The following is a 14261-nucleotide window of genomic DNA, read 5'->3' as shown; positions in this document are numbered from 1 at the left end:
CTTTCAGCAACAGTGCTTTCAGACAGATCGACCGTCAGAGCCCAGATACATAAGTTGATGAGTATTCAGTTTTCCCGCATGTTTTATTTTCGCGAATGCGCGGGCTTCTCAATATGACGACAGCATAGATTTACATCGTGAACCTTAATGAGGTGGCCGGTCCCGGAGCTGCTTTCAGGACAATACCGGTTGAGCCAGGTCACAAAACAGAAAAGTGTTATGGACGGCGGCGAAAAAAACGTAAGGGAGCCGACGCAGCAACGCTATAATTTGAGCGGTACTATAACGACTATTTGGTTTGTCAGCCTGAAGTATATGGCGTTTTAGCAGGGTGTATTGACGTTGGTGGCAGTTATGGAAACTAATCCGTCAGAACGACATGAAGTTCATATATCGCTGGAGGCCATCAGCAAGCATATTGATCAGTTGCCGCTTTTACCCGGCGTCGTGATGGAGCTGATTAAGTGTGATATTGAGGATGAGACCTTTTACGATACCCTGTATTCGCTGGCGATGTCCGACCCGCCGCTGGCAACCTTTATCCTCGGCTACGCTAATTCCGCCTCCTCCTCACCGAATCAGAGTATTAACAGCCTGCGGGCCGCCCTGACCCGGGTAGGTTCCCATACTATTGTCGAGCTGATCACCGCCCTGTCCGTTGCGAAGGTGTTTGTGCCGACCAAGGCTGAACATAAGGCTCTGTGGCAGCATTCAATCGAGACGGCCTGCATCGCATCCTTTGTTTGCCGCAGCTCGGAGCTGATAGCAGTAGAGCCGGAGATGGCGCATCTCTGCGGCCTGCTGCACGATATTGGCCGCTTTGTACTGTTTCAGCTGGCGCCGGATGCCCTCAACGAGACCGATGCACGGGGCTGGGGCACACCGATTGAGCTGGTCGACGTAGAAAAAGCGGTGGTGGGATTCTCCCATGCCGATGTCGGTTTTCTGGCCTGTAAAAGGCTTAACCTGCCGCCGTTGATCTGTAACCTGGTGCGTTATCACCATAACTACAAAGTATTTAATCACCCTAAAGCGCCGCTGGTATTCCGTCAGCTGGCATTGGTGATCCAGTTTTCAGACTTCGTCAGCGTGTTGGTGGAGCGTAACACCGACTGGAAAGAGTGGAAGCCCGACCTGCTACGCGAAAAGATTCTGCAACACTGTATCAGTGCCGAGTGGCAAAACCACTCGTTGCCCGTGCAGGCGCTGGTAGAAAACCTGCCTCAGCTGATTAAAACCAGTGACGAGTTGCGCGATAGTCTGGGTTTATAAACCCCGGTATGTGGCAAAAAACGGCAAGCCTGACTTGCCGTTTTTTGTGAACGCCATTCAGGCCTGATCCGTGCCTGCGCAAAGGGGCTGCACATATCGGATGGAGGATAAGTTAAATCACATCTGTCATATTTCCTGCAGCCTGGCTGACGATCATAGTCTGCCTCAGGGGCCAGAAAGGTTGGGGATTTATCCCTGCGCTGGCATTATGCCGCTCAGGTCATGCCGGTGTCAGAGTCGAAGGCCGGTCTTGGCGGTATAAAAGAGACAGCGGTCTGGCCCGGTAGAATGAAAAACGCGGCTGCACAGCTTCAGCGGCGCTGGATAATGTCGAGGTGGGAGATGGATCAGGTGACAGGCAACGGACTGGCAGAGTTTATCGCACAGCAACCGGATGGTAGCTTTCTTATCCGCTGGCAGGGTTTTGATCTCTGGCTGGTTAAGCAGCCCTGGGGCGAGCTGGCCGTCGCGCAGCAGGGTGCTCAGTTGCTGCACTTTCGCCCGGCAGGTCAGGCTCCGGTGTTGTGGTGCTCCAGCCAGCCGCTACCGGCACCGAAGGCGATCCGCGGCGGAGTGCCTCTGTGCTGGCCCTGGTTTGGTGATCATCCGCAGGATAGCAGCAAACCCGCCCATGGCTATGCCCGTACCGCCGGATGGCAGCTGGACTCGGCCGAACCGAGTGTCGAGGGTGGCAGCTGGACATTCTCACCGCAACAGGCGCTCTGTGAGGGCCTGGCATTATCGCTGCAGATTGAGGTGAGAGCCGCGCTGCTGACCTTGCGGATGCGGTCGGAAAATAACACCCGCGAAATGCAGGAACTGAGCATGGCGTTGCACAGTTACTTTGCAATTTCCGGACGTGATCAGGTTTCTCTCGACGGCATCGAAGGCTGTACCTATGCCGATAAGCTGCGCGATATGGCCCACTTCAGGCTGGAGCAGCCGCAATCGATCCGCCAGCGCACCGATCGGGTATTCCGGCACCAGGGTGATGTCCATCTGATCGATCGCGGATTACAGCGGATGATCAGCATCGGCAAAGGTAACAGCAATTCAACGGTAGTCTGGAATCCCGGTGATCTGGCCGCTGAGATGGCCGATATTGGCATGGATCAGGTGGATGGCTTTGTCTGTATCGAAACGGCTCGCACGGCTGATTTTGATCAGCTGGCGCTCGCGCCCGGAGAGCAGTTATTGATGGAAACCCGTATAGCGGTCAGCCCCTTGAAGGGTTAAAACCTGATCAGGTTGAACTTTATCGCCGGAACAGTGACAGAGTTAATGGTGAGGCTGAATATTTGTCGGGCAGACAAAAAAACAGGGGCAGGAAGGTCAAACCTGCGTCTGGATATGGTTAAAGATTGTGTTGGTTACTGATTGCCGCTCTGCATCGCAGAGCGGTTTTTTTATCTGTCTGTGCATCAACTCCCTGTCACAGCCCCTGTGCCTGTTCTTTCTCCCGTGCGGCCCCGCACATGCCCTGCTCCCAGCCGTGAATCATCCGTTTATAGATCTCTCCCCCGATAATCGTGACCAATCCCGTCGCTGCCCCCCACCCGTTGTGCCCGCGGTGATCTTGCCACCTTCGTATTGGAGATGGCTTAACTAAAAACCATCAACGTTTTATAGGATGGGGCAAACAGAACAGGCTGTGAATAGGATAGCGTTACGCTGCCTTATTGTATTTCAGACTGGCTGTCCTGAAGCCGGTCACTTTAGCTGTACCCAGTACCACCAGTATGGCACCGGCCAGGGTGTGCCAGCCGAGCTGTTCCTGCAGGAATATCACGCCCCAGAGGACGCCAAACACCGGAACCAGGAAGGTGACGGTAAGGGCTGAGGCGGCCCCGATATCGGCGATCAGGCGGAAATAAAGCAGATAGGCGATGCCGGTGCAGATCACGCCCAGAGCCACAACCGATGCCATGATATCGGCTGGCGGCGCCGATTGCAGGGGGGAGAACGCCAGCAGCGGCAGGATCAGCAGGGTCGAACTCCACATACTGCCGTGGGCATTGGAGAACGGTGCGACAGAGGGGGCGGACTGAGCGTAGACACTGGCAATACCATAGGAGAGTGCCGCACCGAGGGCTGCGATCACGGCCAGCAGCGAACCCGACTGCAAGGCGCTCTGGTCAAGCCCGACTAACAGCGCCACGCCGCAGATACCCAGCAGCAAACCGATCAGCTGTGACTGGCTGAGTGGCTTACGAAACCAGACCGCACCCAGCACCGCACCGAAAATCGGCGCGGCTGCATTGAGGATGGATAACAGGGAGGCAGTCAGGCTCTGGGCCGCATAGGCCAGTAGCAGAAAGGGCAGTGCCGAATTAAACAGACCGAGCAGGCCGTAATGTTGCCAGTAGCGTCGGGCCTGCAGCGGACGACGCAACAGCATCGCTACCAGCAACAGGAACAGGGCGGCAAACAGCACCCGGAATTCGATTAGCCAGGCGGGGCCCAGAACCGGTGCGCCGATCCGCATAAACATAAAAGAAGCGCCCCAGATAGCGGCGAGCAGCAGTAGTTGAGAGAGGCTGATCAGGTTCATAGCAGGTCCTTATCGGGTTTAGACTCAGTGTCTGCAATCCGCGCGGGGCTTGCTATCCGATTCTTGCGCATCGGCCGGAATTTTATCCCTGCAGTGCAACGACTGAGCTAAGCTGCTGTCTCACCCCCGGGAATGATTAAAAGGTGTGCGCACTGATCTAAGTGGAGGATCTGGTTATGTCAGCAGGGCGGAAGAAAGTTGAGTTCAGTGGCAGTGACGGGCTGAAAATTGCGGGTCTGCTGGAGACGCCGGCGGAAAGCCCGCTGGGATTTGCCCTTTTTGCTCATTGTTTTACCTGCGGTAAGGACCTGGCGTCGGCATCCCGCATCGCCCGGGCGCTGGTGGCGCGGGGCTATGCGGTGCTGCGTTTTGACTTTACCGGCCTTGGCAGCAGTGATGGCGATTTCGCCAACAGCAACTTCTCATCCAATGTGGCCGACCTGATCAATGCCGCTGATTTCCTGCGTGCGAACTATCGCGCGCCATCACTGCTGATCGGCCACAGCCTTGGCGGTGCTGCGGTACTGGCGGCCGCCGGTGAGATCGCAGAGGTGCAGGGCGTTGTCGCGATCGCCGCCCCCTCTGACCCGGCCCATGTGGCTGAACACTTTGCCTGCGACCTGTCCCGTATCGAGCAGGAAGGGCAGGCTGAAGTGCTGCTGGGCGGCCGGCCCTTCACCATCAAAAAACAGTTTCTGGATGATCTGGCCGCTCATGATCAGCAACAGAAGATCGCTCATCTGCGCAAGGCACTGTTGCTGTTTCACTCGCCGCTGGATGAAACGGTGGCGATCAGTGAGGCGGAGAAGATCTATCGGACGGCGAAACACCCGAAAAGCTTTGTCAGCCTGGACCAGGCTGATCATCTGCTAAGCCGGGCCGAGGATGCCGAATATGTCGGTGCCACCATCGCTGCCTGGGCTAGCCGCTATATCAGCGATCCGGTTGTGCTGCAAAAGCAGCAGTCCTCGCTGGCGAAGGGGCATATCCGGGTTGATGAGAAAAACAAGCAGTTCACCCGCACCATTATCTCGGACAGCCATATCTGGCTGTCCGACGAGCCCTCGGCCGTGGGGGGGGATGATCTCGGCCCGGACCCCTATGAGCACCTGCTGGCCGCCCTGGGCAGCTGTACCTCGATGACGGTGCGGATGTATGCCAACCTGAAGCAGATTCCGCTGGAAGATATCAGTGTCGAGCTGCGCCACGATCGGGTACACAAGCAGGATTGTGAAGGCTGTGACGAGGAACCGAGAAAAATCGAAGTGTTGTACCGCTATGTGACCCTGAAGGGCGAGTTGAGCGATCAGCAGCGCCAGCGCCTGCTGGAGATTGCCGACCGCTGCCCGGTGCACCGCACCCTGCATGCTGAGCTAGAGGTGCAGACCGAACTGGTCGACAACTAAGGCCCTGATTCGCCTACTGGCTTAGCGGTAGTGCCGTACCGATTATCGCAAAGATGCCGCCACAGGCACGGTTAAAGCGCTTACCGCTGCGTTCCAGCCAGGGACGCAGCTGGTGGGCAACCCGTGCCAGAGCGCACTCCACCACGAATTCCACCACCGCAAAGGTCAGCGCCATCACCAGAAACTGCGTCCAAAGTGGCGCGGTCGGATCGATAAACTGCGGCAGGAAAGCACCGAAAAACAGCAGCACCTTAGGATTGGAGATCGCAGAGATAAATCCCTGCCGGAACAACGTGCCATTGCTGCGCTGCTGCGCCTGCTCGTTGCTGGCCAGGTTCATCGGCGGTGAACGCCACAACTGAATCCCCAGCCATACCAGATAAGCCCCGCCTGCCCATTTGAGGATCGTCAGCGCCTGGGTACTGGCCTGAATCAACGCACCGATGCCAAACATCGACAGGCTGATCAGCAGCATAAAGCCCAGAGTGCCGCCGCTGACAGTAAACAGGGTGCGCTTATGGCCATAGAGTGCGCCGTGGGTCAGGGCCAGCAGGCCGTTGGGGCCGGGAGAGGCGGACAGGCCCATCACCGCCAGCAGGTAAAGAATCCAGGTATCCGGTGTCATCGCAAAATCTCAAACAGGAATCGTTAGTGAGTCGAGGCAGTCTAATCGCATCGGGGTTAACTTATATGGTAAAAAATGGACATTATACGGTTATATATGGACATTTTATCGAATGTCCCTGAAAACCAAATGGCTACTGAAACGAATAAGCTGGTGGAAGATTCCGGGAGGATGTCAGATGAGGCCTGAAAACAGTTACTCAGACTGCAGTTCAACGGTGGAGCTGCGCTTCCTGCTGCTGCCGCTGCCGGGTTTTACCATGCTGCCGCTGGGTGCTTTTATCGATAAGCTGCGTTTCTCTGCAGATGATGCCGACCTCAGTCGCCAGCGCTACTGTGAATGGAAGGTATTAGGGCTGTCGCCGGGCATGCTCAGCTCCAGCAGTGGTATTACGATCGGGGTAGAGCAGACACCAGAGGATATCGACTTCGGTCACTATGATTATCTGGTGGTCTTTGGGTGTCGCAGCGCGCGTGATGCCCGGCTGGCGGTCACTGATTACGGGGGCGTGCTGCAACAGGCGGCCGCTGCCGGTATTACCCTGGTGTCGATCGACAACGCCAGCTTTCTGCTGGCGGAAGCCGGGCTGCTTAACCGCACCCCGGTCGCCGTACACTGGCGTCATCAGCAGGAGTTCAGTGAGGCTTTTCCGGCACTGGATATGCGATCCGATCAGATTTTCTGTATCGCTGAAAAGCGGATCAGCTGTGCCGGTGGCGGTGCGGCAGTTGATCTGGCCGTGGAGCTTCTGGCGCGCCATCTGGGGCGAGACCGGGCACTCAAGGGGCTGGCTGATATGCTGGTGGATGAAGTGCGACAGCCACTGCACCAGCTGCGTTCGCGGGACAATCAGTCGACCGGTAGCCGTCATCTGGATCGTGCTCTCAGCCTGATGCGGGACCGGCTCGCCGGGCCTTATCAGATCTCAGCGCTGGCGCAGCAGATTGGTATTGGCCGCCGCCAGCTCGACCGCCTGTTTCAGAGCCACTTTGACAGTAGCACTGCGGGCTACTGGCTGGAGATGCGCCTGCAGCACCTGCGCTGGCGTCTGCTCAACAGTGATCACAGCCTCGTCAGGCTGGGAGAGGAGGTCGGTTTTGCGGATACCAGTTATCTCTGCAAAGTATTCAGAAAGCGCTTCGGAAAAACGCCGGCCAGATTCAAAGCTGATCCGGCACGGCCGACGTAAACAGTGACTGTTGCCGGCTCCTGTTCCTGATCTCCTCAATCAATGCCTTAAGCGCCGGACTGAGCAGGCGGTTTCCCGGGTAGACCAGCGAAACCGGTATCGGTGCCGGCTCATAGTCTTTTAACAAGATCTGCAATTTTCCCTCTGCCAGCAGCGGACTGACCAGAAAGTCGGGCAGCTGGGCGATGCCTACGCCGTCTGCGGCGAAGCGTGCAACCGCCTCACCGTTATTGACCTCGGCGGCACCGCTGACACTGATGTGCTGAACCCGGCCCGCTTCCTGATAGCTAAAACGCCCCGGCTGGCGATTGCCGCTATCCAGAATGCAGCGATGATCGCGCAGCTCACGCGGGTGCTGCGGCTCGCCATATGCCGCCAGGTAGGCCGGGCTGGCAACAAAGTGCAGCGCCATTTTGCCCAGGGTGTGGGCGATCAGGCTGGAGTCGGGCAGGTGACCCACGCGAACTGCCAGATCAATCCCTTCCTCGACCAGATTGACGTAGCGGTTGAGTAACAGCCAGCTGACCTTTACCGCCGGATGGCGGCACAGGAAGTCGCTGAGCAGGCTCTGCAGGCCGAAGTGACCGATATGCAATGGTGCACTTATCCGTATCTGGCCGGAGATGGCGTGCAGGCGCTGTTGCGACTCCTGCTCCAGCGCATCCACATCGCGCAGCAGGGCATCGAAGGCGGTCAGGTAGTGCCGACCTTCCTCGGTCAGGCGCATGCTGCGGGTGGTGCGTGCCAGCAGGCGGCAGTTGTAGTGCTGTTCCAGCTCGGTGACATGACGGCTGACGGCCGAGGTGACCATATTCAGCTCCCGCGCTGCGGCGCTGAAGCTCTGGTGTTCGACCACCTTGGTAAAGATACGCAGGGATTTAATCAGGTCCATTGTTCTCAAAATATGAAATATGGTTTCTTTATCAGGTTATTTTTCTTTATATCGTATGTAAATACACTGACCTCAACTTAAACGAACAGCTTGAGGTAACAGCGATGAAAATTCTGGTGATTGGCGCAACCGGCACGATCGGAAAAGCAGTAGTGGAAAACCTGTCCGCAGACCATCAGGTGATCAGCGCAGGCTACAGCGACGGAGATGTGAAGATCGATCTGGGCAGCGCCGAGTCTATCCGCGCCGCATTGCAGCAGCTGGCACCGCTGGATGCGATTATCTCTACCGCCGGTCTGGCTAACTTCGGGCCTTTCGCTGCGCTGAAAGATGAGGACTTCCAGCTGGCACTGGATAACAAGCTGATGGGACAGGTAAATCTGGTGCGTATCGGCCGCGAGTTTCTGGCGGATAACGGCAGTGTAATCCTGACCTCCGGTATTCTGTCTCGACAGCCGTTACCGGGTAGCAGCAGTATCAGTATGGTTAACGGCGCCCTGGAAAGCTTTGCCCGGGCGGTCGCCCTTGAAGAGCAGCGCATCCGTGTCAATGTAGTGGCGCCGGCCTTTGTTAAAGAGACCATGGAGATGATGGGCATGGACAGCAGCCAGGGTGTCAGCGCGGTCGAAACTGCTAGCCATTACCGCCGGGCGCTGGAATCGGGTCTGAACGGCCAGACCTTTGATGTGCAGGCGGTCGCGTAGGTCATTCCGTTATTCTGGTGCCGTTTCCCGCAGTGCCCCGGCACTGCGGGAAACGGCTGCATAGCCTTAGTCGAAAACGCGTGCGCAGCCACTGTAGCGGTTGAAGCGGTCATCCCAGCGCCGCACATCATTGGCCCGCCGCCAGCGGCTGTGAAAAAACTCCATCAGGCAGCTGCCGCTCTCCAGTTTTATCAGCAGGGTATCGAACTCCTGTACCTGAGCGTAAGGCGGATAGTCATTGCGTTCGCCCCAGGTCAGGCCGCCTTTGCGGTCGGCATAGTTACGCCAGAACTGCTGTGGTGACAGCCACATTTCCTGCTCCGCGTCCCAGGCCTGTAGGCTGTCCGGCAGGTTGCCCCTGAGCTGACCGTCCTGTACCTCTTCATTGCCTGCATAGGCGGTTGCGGATACTGATACCAGTAACGCCGCGATCAGTGATTTTCTCATCCCTTCTCCCTGAAAATAACCCGTGTGGCCCGGACATTTCAGAGCCGCCCGGATAGTCCGCACCTATCGGTGTGATGGTTTTTAACGGGTTGTTATGGGACAGTAGCGCCCCTGTTTGACCAACCCGGACTTATTATGGCTGAAGAAAGTTCCGCGTCCACTGCCGGGCGCGGCATACCCGCAGGGCAGGCGAGGCGACTGAAAGGAGTGCTGGTGGCGGCTTTTCTGCTATTTATCGCGGGGATCAGCTTGCCGATGATCACTATCAGCAAGTTCTATATCGTGGAAAACTCGTTCTCGGTGCTGTCGGGTATCCTCGAGCTGCTGCTGGAAGGGCAGCTAGTGCTGTTTATCCTGATTGGCAGCTTCAGTGTGGTACTGCCGGTGCTGAAACTGGCCGTTCTCTATCGACTGCTGTCGGCGACAACGCCCGCCGGAAAACTTAAGCGCTACCTGCACCTGATGCACGAGTACGGGCGCTGGTCGATGCTGGATGTGATGGTCGTGGCGGTACTGACTGTCACTGTTAAGCTTGGCGCTATCGCCAGCGTGGAAGTGCACTACGGCCTCTACCTTTTTGGTGCGTCGGTGTTGCTGATGATGCTGATTACCCAGCGTATTACCGCGTTGGTGGCAGGCAAAAAGCCTTGAGGCTCTGATCTCAGGTATCAGGTATCAGGTATCAGGTATCAGGCGATGGGGATTTGGGATTAGTCCCTTTGCCTGTTCTGACGCAGTCTGCACTGCGCTCCCGGTCTATATCAATTTGTAGCTTCATTATTGATCTATGCTCCTTTAGTATTAATGGCAGTGTCATCTCTGTAGCGGACACTTTCGGTGTTAAACGGATTTTTCGATAGGGTGAATTTATGGATATCGCTCATAGCCTGCAAAACAGAAAAGAAACCCGCCTGCCTGTAGACCGTTCCAAACTCAATCTCGGTAATAGCTACGATCCCGGTCCCGAGTACTACTACGACCAGACCTTTACCTGTAAAGGGTGCGGTAAGGCAGAACTCTGGACTGCAGCCCAGCAGAAGTGGTGGTATGAAGATGTCGGTGGCTACTTCTTCGCAACCGCGATCCGTTGTCGTTCCTGCCGGGCCAAAGAGCGGGAGCGGCGGGAAAATGCCCGTCGCATGGCCGGGCATCAGATCTGATAAAGCGCCGGCTGACAGCTGCCACTTTTTTACCCTTCTGAAACACTGATCGCCCTGCCTCTTTCGCTGGTATCTATAATTAACTTTTGGTTAACTCAAAAGATACTTTCAGAGTCGGTTATCAGCGATGGAAAACCTCAGCAGGGCGTTACCCCCCCTAAATGCATTGCGCACCTTTGAAGCGGCTGGTCGCCTTGGCAGCTTCAAGGCCGCCGCAGATGAACTGTGCGTAACCCAGGCGGCCGTCAGCCGCCAGATTCAGGTGCTGGAAGACTATTACGGTCAGGCGCTGTTTCTGCGTGGTAACCGCAAGGTGGATCTGACCGTTGAGGGCCGCTTTCTCTATCTGGCCGCCAACAGCGCATTGCGTCAGATCGCGGCCAGTTCAGTCGAGCTGAAACGACGGAAGGGTAAAGAGCATCTGACCCTGGCCACCACCACCTCTTTTTCCCGCCTCTGGTTGCTGCCGCGGCTGAAACTGTTCCACAAGCTGCATCCGGAACTGCAGTTGCACCTTGTCAGCAGTGAAGGCAGCCCCGAATCGCATGAAAGCTTCGACGCGGCGGTCACCCTGGGGTATGAAGAGCACCCGGACTTCGTTGCCGAATTCCTGTTTTCCGAAGATATCTTTCCGGTCTGTACCCCCGGATTCCTGGCTAAACACCCCGCGATCGACGACCTCGATGGCCTGTTGCAGGTGCCGTTGCTTAACCTGAGTGCCGATCACTGGAAGGCCCGGCTCTGGCCCGCAATGGACTGGAACCGCTGGCTGGAGCATTTTGGCTATTCCCTGGACCAGTGCCAGCCGGTCATGAGCTTCAGTCACTTTCCGCTGCTGGTGGATGCGGTGATGGAGGAGATGGGCGTCGGCCTGGCCTGGCACCATCTGGTGCAGAATAAACTCGAAAGCGGGGCGTTGATCCGGCCGCTGCAGCAGCGCTGGCGGGCGGATGATCGCTGCCACTACTTTGTCTGTCGTCGCGAACGGGCGGGGAGTCCGGAGATTGCCACGCTGCGGGAGTGGTTTCTTGAGCAGACCCGCCCTCTGAGAGAGCGGGATCTGGCGGACTAAAACCGGGTCGCAAGACACTGTGCTACTGTTGCCCGCTGTCAGCGCTCAGCTTATGCCGGAGCGACCGGCCGGGGAGATCTCCTGATCAGAACGGCAGCGGCAGTTTGGCGGTGCGGCCGCCATCAATCACCATCACCTGACCGGTAAGAAACGCCGACTCATCCGATGCCAGGAACACCACGGCACCACCGATATCGGCTGGCTCGCCGGTGCGGCCGATCGGGTGCATCGCATGGAGATCCTGTCGTGCCTGCTGTGGGTCCTGCTGGGCATTGATGTAATCGTTACTCAGGTCGGAGTTGATCCAGCCCGGCGCGATGGCATTGCAGCGAACCCCATCCGTGCCCAGGTCTACCGCCAGTGCGCGGGTAAAACCATGCACCCCGGCTTTGGAGCCGCAATAGGCCGCATGGTAGGGATTGGCACCAATCCCCTCGATAGAGCCGATATTGATAATGCTGCCGCCGCCTCGCTGGCGCATCTGTGGCAACAGCGCTCTGGCGAGGAAAACCGGCGCACGCATATTTACGATCATCATGCGGTCCCAGTCATCTTCGCTCATATCCTCGATATGCTGCTCAAACATAAAGCCGGCATTGTTCACCAGAATATCGGTGCCGCCAAACTGGCTTTCAGCGGCGTGGGCGATGGCGTAGGGAGCTTCCCGCTGGGTCAGGTCGGCCTGGATATAGCTGATGCTTTCGTTGCGGCTCAGGTCATTGTCCAGTGGCTGGCGCTGGGCGATCAGGACCCGGGCACCGGCTGCCAGCAGCTTTTCCGTGATGCCGCGGCCGATACCGCGACCGCCGCCGGTGACAACGGCGACCTTGTTTGTCAGATTCATTGCTATCCCCTTAACCTGAGACCGGCTTGGCACCGGTGACTTCGATGGTTTCACCCGCGATGTAGCGCGACTGGTCCGAGGCGAGGAAAGCGATTACATCGGCGATATCCTCGGGCTCGGCGATACGGCCCAGCGGCACCGTCTTGTTCAACTCTTCGACCGCCTTGTCCGGATCGAGGCCGCGTCGTTCGAAGCCGCTGCGGATCATCGGTGTATTGATCTCATGGGGGCAGACGGCATTCACCCGGATACCCAGTGGCGCGCAGTCTCGGCCGAGGTTTTTAGTCAGTGCCGCGACAGCGCCCTTGCTGGTGCAGTAAGCGACATGGGCCGGGCCGGGATGGGTACCCCAGACTGAAGAGGTATTCACGATGGCACCGCCGCCACGTTTTTTCATATGGGGGATTGCCGCACGGGAAAGGAAAAAGACCGCATTCAGGTTAACGTCCATCGCGGTAAACCACATCTCATCGCTGGTCTCCTCGATGGTGCCGCGGGGGATGATACCGGCATTGTTCAGCAGGATATCGATCCCGCCGAAGCGTTCTGCGGCTTGTGAGATGACTGCCTCGCAATACTCTTTCTGGCGCAGGTTTCCGGCCAGATAGTCGGCCTCAGCGCCCAGGGCGCGGGCTTCTTCTGCCATCAGGCGGCAGCCTTCTTCATTGATATCGGAGATCATGATACGGGCGCCTTCACGGGCGAACAGGCGCACCAGTGTCTGGCCGACACCGCCGGCTCCGCCGGTTACCACTACAACCTGATTTTCGAATCTCATTATTGTTATATCCTCTGTCATCAGCGGGTTGGAATCTGTGGACTCCATATTCGTTAATCATGACAGCGGCGACAAACGAGTTTTTGTGAGCGTTCGATTAACAAATAGTTAATCGAATCTGGTTTAGGGCGGGGCGTCACTCACGGAGTGAACGCCTGCAAAAGCGGGCAGGGGAGAAACAAAAAAGGGTGCCATAAGGCACCCCAAAATGTCGGATGAGAAGCAAGGGAGGGAGCTTCAGCCCCTCCGGTCGAACATGTGCAACAACTTACTTCGCAGCGGCGCGGGCAGCGTCCAGCCAGCTGTTGTAGGTCGCACGGTTAGCGGCGATCCACTCCTGGGCGTGGCGCTTGATGTCTTTGACAGACTTCTCGCCGTTCTGCATTTTCAGGTTCTGGGCACTTTCGTCGTCTGCGGTGATCTGCACTTTAGACAGGAATGCTTTCGCGGCCGGGTTTTCCTCGGCGAATTCACGTCCCATAACAGCCATTACCTTATCGACTGCGAAGCCGAGGTTTTTGCCATTGAAGGTGGTGTTCACGTCGTTGTTGCCGTCTGGCAGGTTGGTCTCGGATACTTCCAGCCACTCAACGTCTTTACCCGGAACCAGTACGCCGGAGATCCACTGCGGAGCCCAGGTGTAGTACAGGATCGGCTTGCCTTCCTTGTAACGGGTGATGGTGTCAGCCATCAGCGCGAAGTAGGAACCGCGGTTATGGGTGACGGTTTTGTTGAGTCCGTAGGCCGCGATATGGTGATCGATCACCAGCTCGCAACCCCAGCCCGGGTTACAACCGGTCAGGTCTGCTTTGTTATCGCCATCGGCGTCGAACAGTTTAGCGATCTCTGGCTTTTTCAGGTCATCCATCGAGCGGATGTTGTACTGGTCAGCTGTTTTCTTATCGATCAGGTAACCCTGCAGTACGCCCGGAATCGTTGTACCGGCTTTAACCAGGTTAGTGTCAGCACCGGCCTTCTGATAGAAGGTATCGTGCAGGATATCCCACAGGTGAACACTGAAGTCGGCATCGCCATAGGCCAGGGCCAGCATCATAGTGGCGTATTCGGTTTCCTTCGGCTCTTCTACGTCATAACCCAGTTCTTCCAGGCCGGCGATGGCGATTTCACCACGGAAACGCTCTTCGGCGATGGTCGGGAAGATCGGCGTAATAGATTCACCATTGCCCGGTGCGGAAGCCGCGTAGGCACCGCTGGTCAGTGCGACTGCAGACAGTGAGGCGGCTGCAGTCAGTTTCATGATCGATTTGGACAGTTGCTTAATACGAGAGTGCATGGATGCGGACTCCTGATTGTGTTTATT

The 14261-nt window shown here is 57.1% G+C and carries 15 protein-coding genes; 8 read left to right on the top strand and 7 right to left on the bottom strand.

The features are described 5' to 3' along the window. The first annotated feature begins 354 nt into the window (after positions 1 to 354). The gene (locus Q354_RS0111270) at positions 355 to 1272 is read left to right on the top strand and encodes an HDOD domain-containing protein (RefSeq protein ID WP_027857692.1); all 918 of its coding nucleotides are present in this window, start codon (positions 355 to 357) and stop codon (positions 1270 to 1272) included. Between the two features lie 342 nt (positions 1273 to 1614). Continuing rightward, on the top strand, positions 1615 to 2508 hold the full coding sequence (locus Q354_RS25475) for a D-hexose-6-phosphate mutarotase (RefSeq protein ID WP_169828879.1): 894 nt from the start codon (positions 1615 to 1617) through the stop codon (positions 2506 to 2508). 430 nt (positions 2509 to 2938) lie between these two features. Here Q354_RS25475 and Q354_RS0111260 read toward each other — a convergent pair whose 3' ends face one another. Further along, the gene (locus Q354_RS0111260; RefSeq protein ID WP_027857691.1) at positions 2939 to 3823 is read right to left on the bottom strand and encodes a DMT family transporter; all 885 of its coding nucleotides are present in this window, start codon (positions 3821 to 3823) and stop codon (positions 2939 to 2941) included. A 176-nt stretch (positions 3824 to 3999) separates the two neighbouring features. Here Q354_RS0111260 and Q354_RS0111255 point away from each other — a divergent pair, with 176 nt between their 5' ends. Next, positions 4000 to 5229 carry a bifunctional alpha/beta hydrolase/OsmC family protein gene (locus Q354_RS0111255; RefSeq protein ID WP_027857690.1) on the top strand — a complete coding sequence of 410 codons (1230 nt, stop codon included), beginning with the start codon at positions 4000 to 4002 and terminating at the stop codon, positions 5227 to 5229. A gap of 13 nt (positions 5230 to 5242) precedes the next feature. Here Q354_RS0111255 and Q354_RS0111250 read toward each other — a convergent pair whose 3' ends face one another. Beyond that, positions 5243 to 5854 (bottom strand): LysE family translocator, encoded by a 612-nt coding sequence (locus Q354_RS0111250; protein ID WP_027857689.1) that lies wholly within the window; start codon positions 5852 to 5854, stop codon positions 5243 to 5245. 178 nt (positions 5855 to 6032) lie between these two features. Between Q354_RS0111250 and Q354_RS0111245 the strand changes: the two genes are divergently transcribed. Next, entirely contained in the window at positions 6033 to 7043 is a 1011-nt protein-coding gene (locus Q354_RS0111245; RefSeq protein ID WP_051560068.1) for a GlxA family transcriptional regulator, read from the top strand. Here Q354_RS0111245 and Q354_RS25470 read toward each other — a convergent pair. Then, positions 7015 to 7935 carry a LysR family transcriptional regulator gene (locus tag Q354_RS25470; RefSeq protein WP_084332561.1) on the bottom strand — a complete coding sequence of 307 codons (921 nt, stop codon included), beginning with the start codon at positions 7933 to 7935 and terminating at the stop codon, positions 7015 to 7017. The genes Q354_RS0111245 and Q354_RS25470 overlap by 29 nt on opposite strands. A 104-nt stretch (positions 7936 to 8039) precedes the next feature. On the opposite strand from Q354_RS25470, the gene Q354_RS0111235 reads away from it, so the two are divergent. Next, positions 8040 to 8639, top strand: a complete 600-nt coding sequence (locus Q354_RS0111235; protein WP_027857687.1) for a short chain dehydrogenase — start codon at positions 8040 to 8042, stop codon at positions 8637 to 8639. Between the two features lie 66 nt (positions 8640 to 8705). Here Q354_RS0111235 and Q354_RS0111230 read toward each other — a convergent pair whose 3' ends face one another. Then, a complete protein-coding gene (locus Q354_RS0111230; protein WP_027857686.1) occupies positions 8706 to 9086 on the bottom strand; it encodes a hypothetical protein in 381 nt (126 codons plus the stop codon). 135 nt (positions 9087 to 9221) lie between these two features. Between Q354_RS0111230 and Q354_RS0111225 the strand changes: the two genes are divergently transcribed. The 3 genes from Q354_RS0111225 to Q354_RS0111215 all read left to right on the top strand — a co-directional run bounded on the left by Q354_RS0111225 (position 9222) and on the right by Q354_RS0111215 (position 11318). Further along, a complete protein-coding gene (locus tag Q354_RS0111225; RefSeq protein WP_084332560.1) occupies positions 9222 to 9737 on the top strand; it encodes a paraquat-inducible protein A in 516 nt (171 codons plus the stop codon). A 218-nt stretch (positions 9738 to 9955) separates the two neighbouring features. Further along, entirely contained in the window at positions 9956 to 10246 is a 291-nt protein-coding gene (locus Q354_RS25465; protein WP_211252244.1) for a zinc-ribbon domain containing protein, read from the top strand. A gap of 127 nt (positions 10247 to 10373) precedes the next feature. Next, on the top strand, positions 10374 to 11318 hold the full coding sequence (locus Q354_RS0111215) for a LysR substrate-binding domain-containing protein (RefSeq protein WP_027857684.1): 945 nt from the start codon (positions 10374 to 10376) through the stop codon (positions 11316 to 11318). 85 nt (positions 11319 to 11403) lie between these two features. Here the strand turns inward: Q354_RS0111215 and Q354_RS0111210 are convergent, their stop codons facing one another. The 3 genes from Q354_RS0111210 to proX form a co-directional block, all read right to left on the bottom strand. Further along, positions 11404 to 12162 carry an SDR family NAD(P)-dependent oxidoreductase gene (locus Q354_RS0111210; RefSeq protein ID WP_027857683.1) on the bottom strand — a complete coding sequence of 253 codons (759 nt, stop codon included), beginning with the start codon at positions 12160 to 12162 and terminating at the stop codon, positions 11404 to 11406. 10 nt (positions 12163 to 12172) lie between these two features. Further along, positions 12173 to 12940, bottom strand: a complete 768-nt coding sequence (locus Q354_RS0111205; protein ID WP_027857682.1) for an SDR family NAD(P)-dependent oxidoreductase — start codon at positions 12938 to 12940, stop codon at positions 12173 to 12175. Positions 12941 to 13208: 268 nt separating this feature from the next. Further along, a complete protein-coding gene (gene proX, locus Q354_RS0111200; RefSeq protein ID WP_027857681.1) occupies positions 13209 to 14234 on the bottom strand; it encodes a glycine betaine/L-proline ABC transporter substrate-binding protein ProX in 1026 nt (341 codons plus the stop codon). Between the last annotated feature and the right edge of the window lie 27 nt (positions 14235 to 14261).

The organism is Marinobacterium jannaschii DSM 6295 (genome assembly GCF_000620085.1).
Taxonomy (GTDB): domain Bacteria; phylum Pseudomonadota; class Gammaproteobacteria; order Pseudomonadales; family Balneatricaceae; genus Pontibacterium; species Pontibacterium jannaschii.
Note: the sequence above shows the minus strand (reverse complement) of the source record. Positions and strands in the feature narration are given on the sequence as shown.

Coding starts and splice junctions, on each gene's coding strand:
- Q354_RS25465 (WP_211252244.1), top strand. CDS start 9,956: ATGGATATCGCTCATAGCCTGCAAAACAGAAAAGAAACCCGCCTGCCT.
- Q354_RS0111225 (WP_084332560.1), top strand. CDS start 9,222: ATGGCTGAAGAAAGTTCCGCGTCCACTGCCGGGCGCGGCATACCCGCA.
- Q354_RS25470 (WP_084332561.1), bottom strand. CDS start 7,935: ATGGACCTGATTAAATCCCTGCGTATCTTTACCAAGGTGGTCGAACAC.
- Q354_RS0111230 (WP_027857686.1), bottom strand. CDS start 9,086: ATGAGAAAATCACTGATCGCGGCGTTACTGGTATCAGTATCCGCAACC.
- Q354_RS0111210 (WP_027857683.1), bottom strand. CDS start 12,162: ATGAATCTGACAAACAAGGTCGCCGTTGTCACCGGCGGCGGTCGCGGT.
- Q354_RS0111270 (WP_027857692.1), top strand. CDS start 355: ATGGAAACTAATCCGTCAGAACGACATGAAGTTCATATATCGCTGGAG.
- Q354_RS25475 (WP_169828879.1), top strand. CDS start 1,615: ATGGATCAGGTGACAGGCAACGGACTGGCAGAGTTTATCGCACAGCAA.
- Q354_RS0111205 (WP_027857682.1), bottom strand. CDS start 12,940: ATGAGATTCGAAAATCAGGTTGTAGTGGTAACCGGCGGAGCCGGCGGT.
- Q354_RS0111245 (WP_051560068.1), top strand. CDS start 6,033: ATGAGGCCTGAAAACAGTTACTCAGACTGCAGTTCAACGGTGGAGCTG.
- Q354_RS0111260 (WP_027857691.1), bottom strand. CDS start 3,823: ATGAACCTGATCAGCCTCTCTCAACTACTGCTGCTCGCCGCTATCTGG.
- Q354_RS0111255 (WP_027857690.1), top strand. CDS start 4,000: ATGTCAGCAGGGCGGAAGAAAGTTGAGTTCAGTGGCAGTGACGGGCTG.
- Q354_RS0111250 (WP_027857689.1), bottom strand. CDS start 5,854: ATGACACCGGATACCTGGATTCTTTACCTGCTGGCGGTGATGGGCCTG.
- Q354_RS0111235 (WP_027857687.1), top strand. CDS start 8,040: ATGAAAATTCTGGTGATTGGCGCAACCGGCACGATCGGAAAAGCAGTA.
- Q354_RS0111215 (WP_027857684.1), top strand. CDS start 10,374: ATGGAAAACCTCAGCAGGGCGTTACCCCCCCTAAATGCATTGCGCACC.
- proX (WP_027857681.1), bottom strand. CDS start 14,234: ATGCACTCTCGTATTAAGCAACTGTCCAAATCGATCATGAAACTGACT.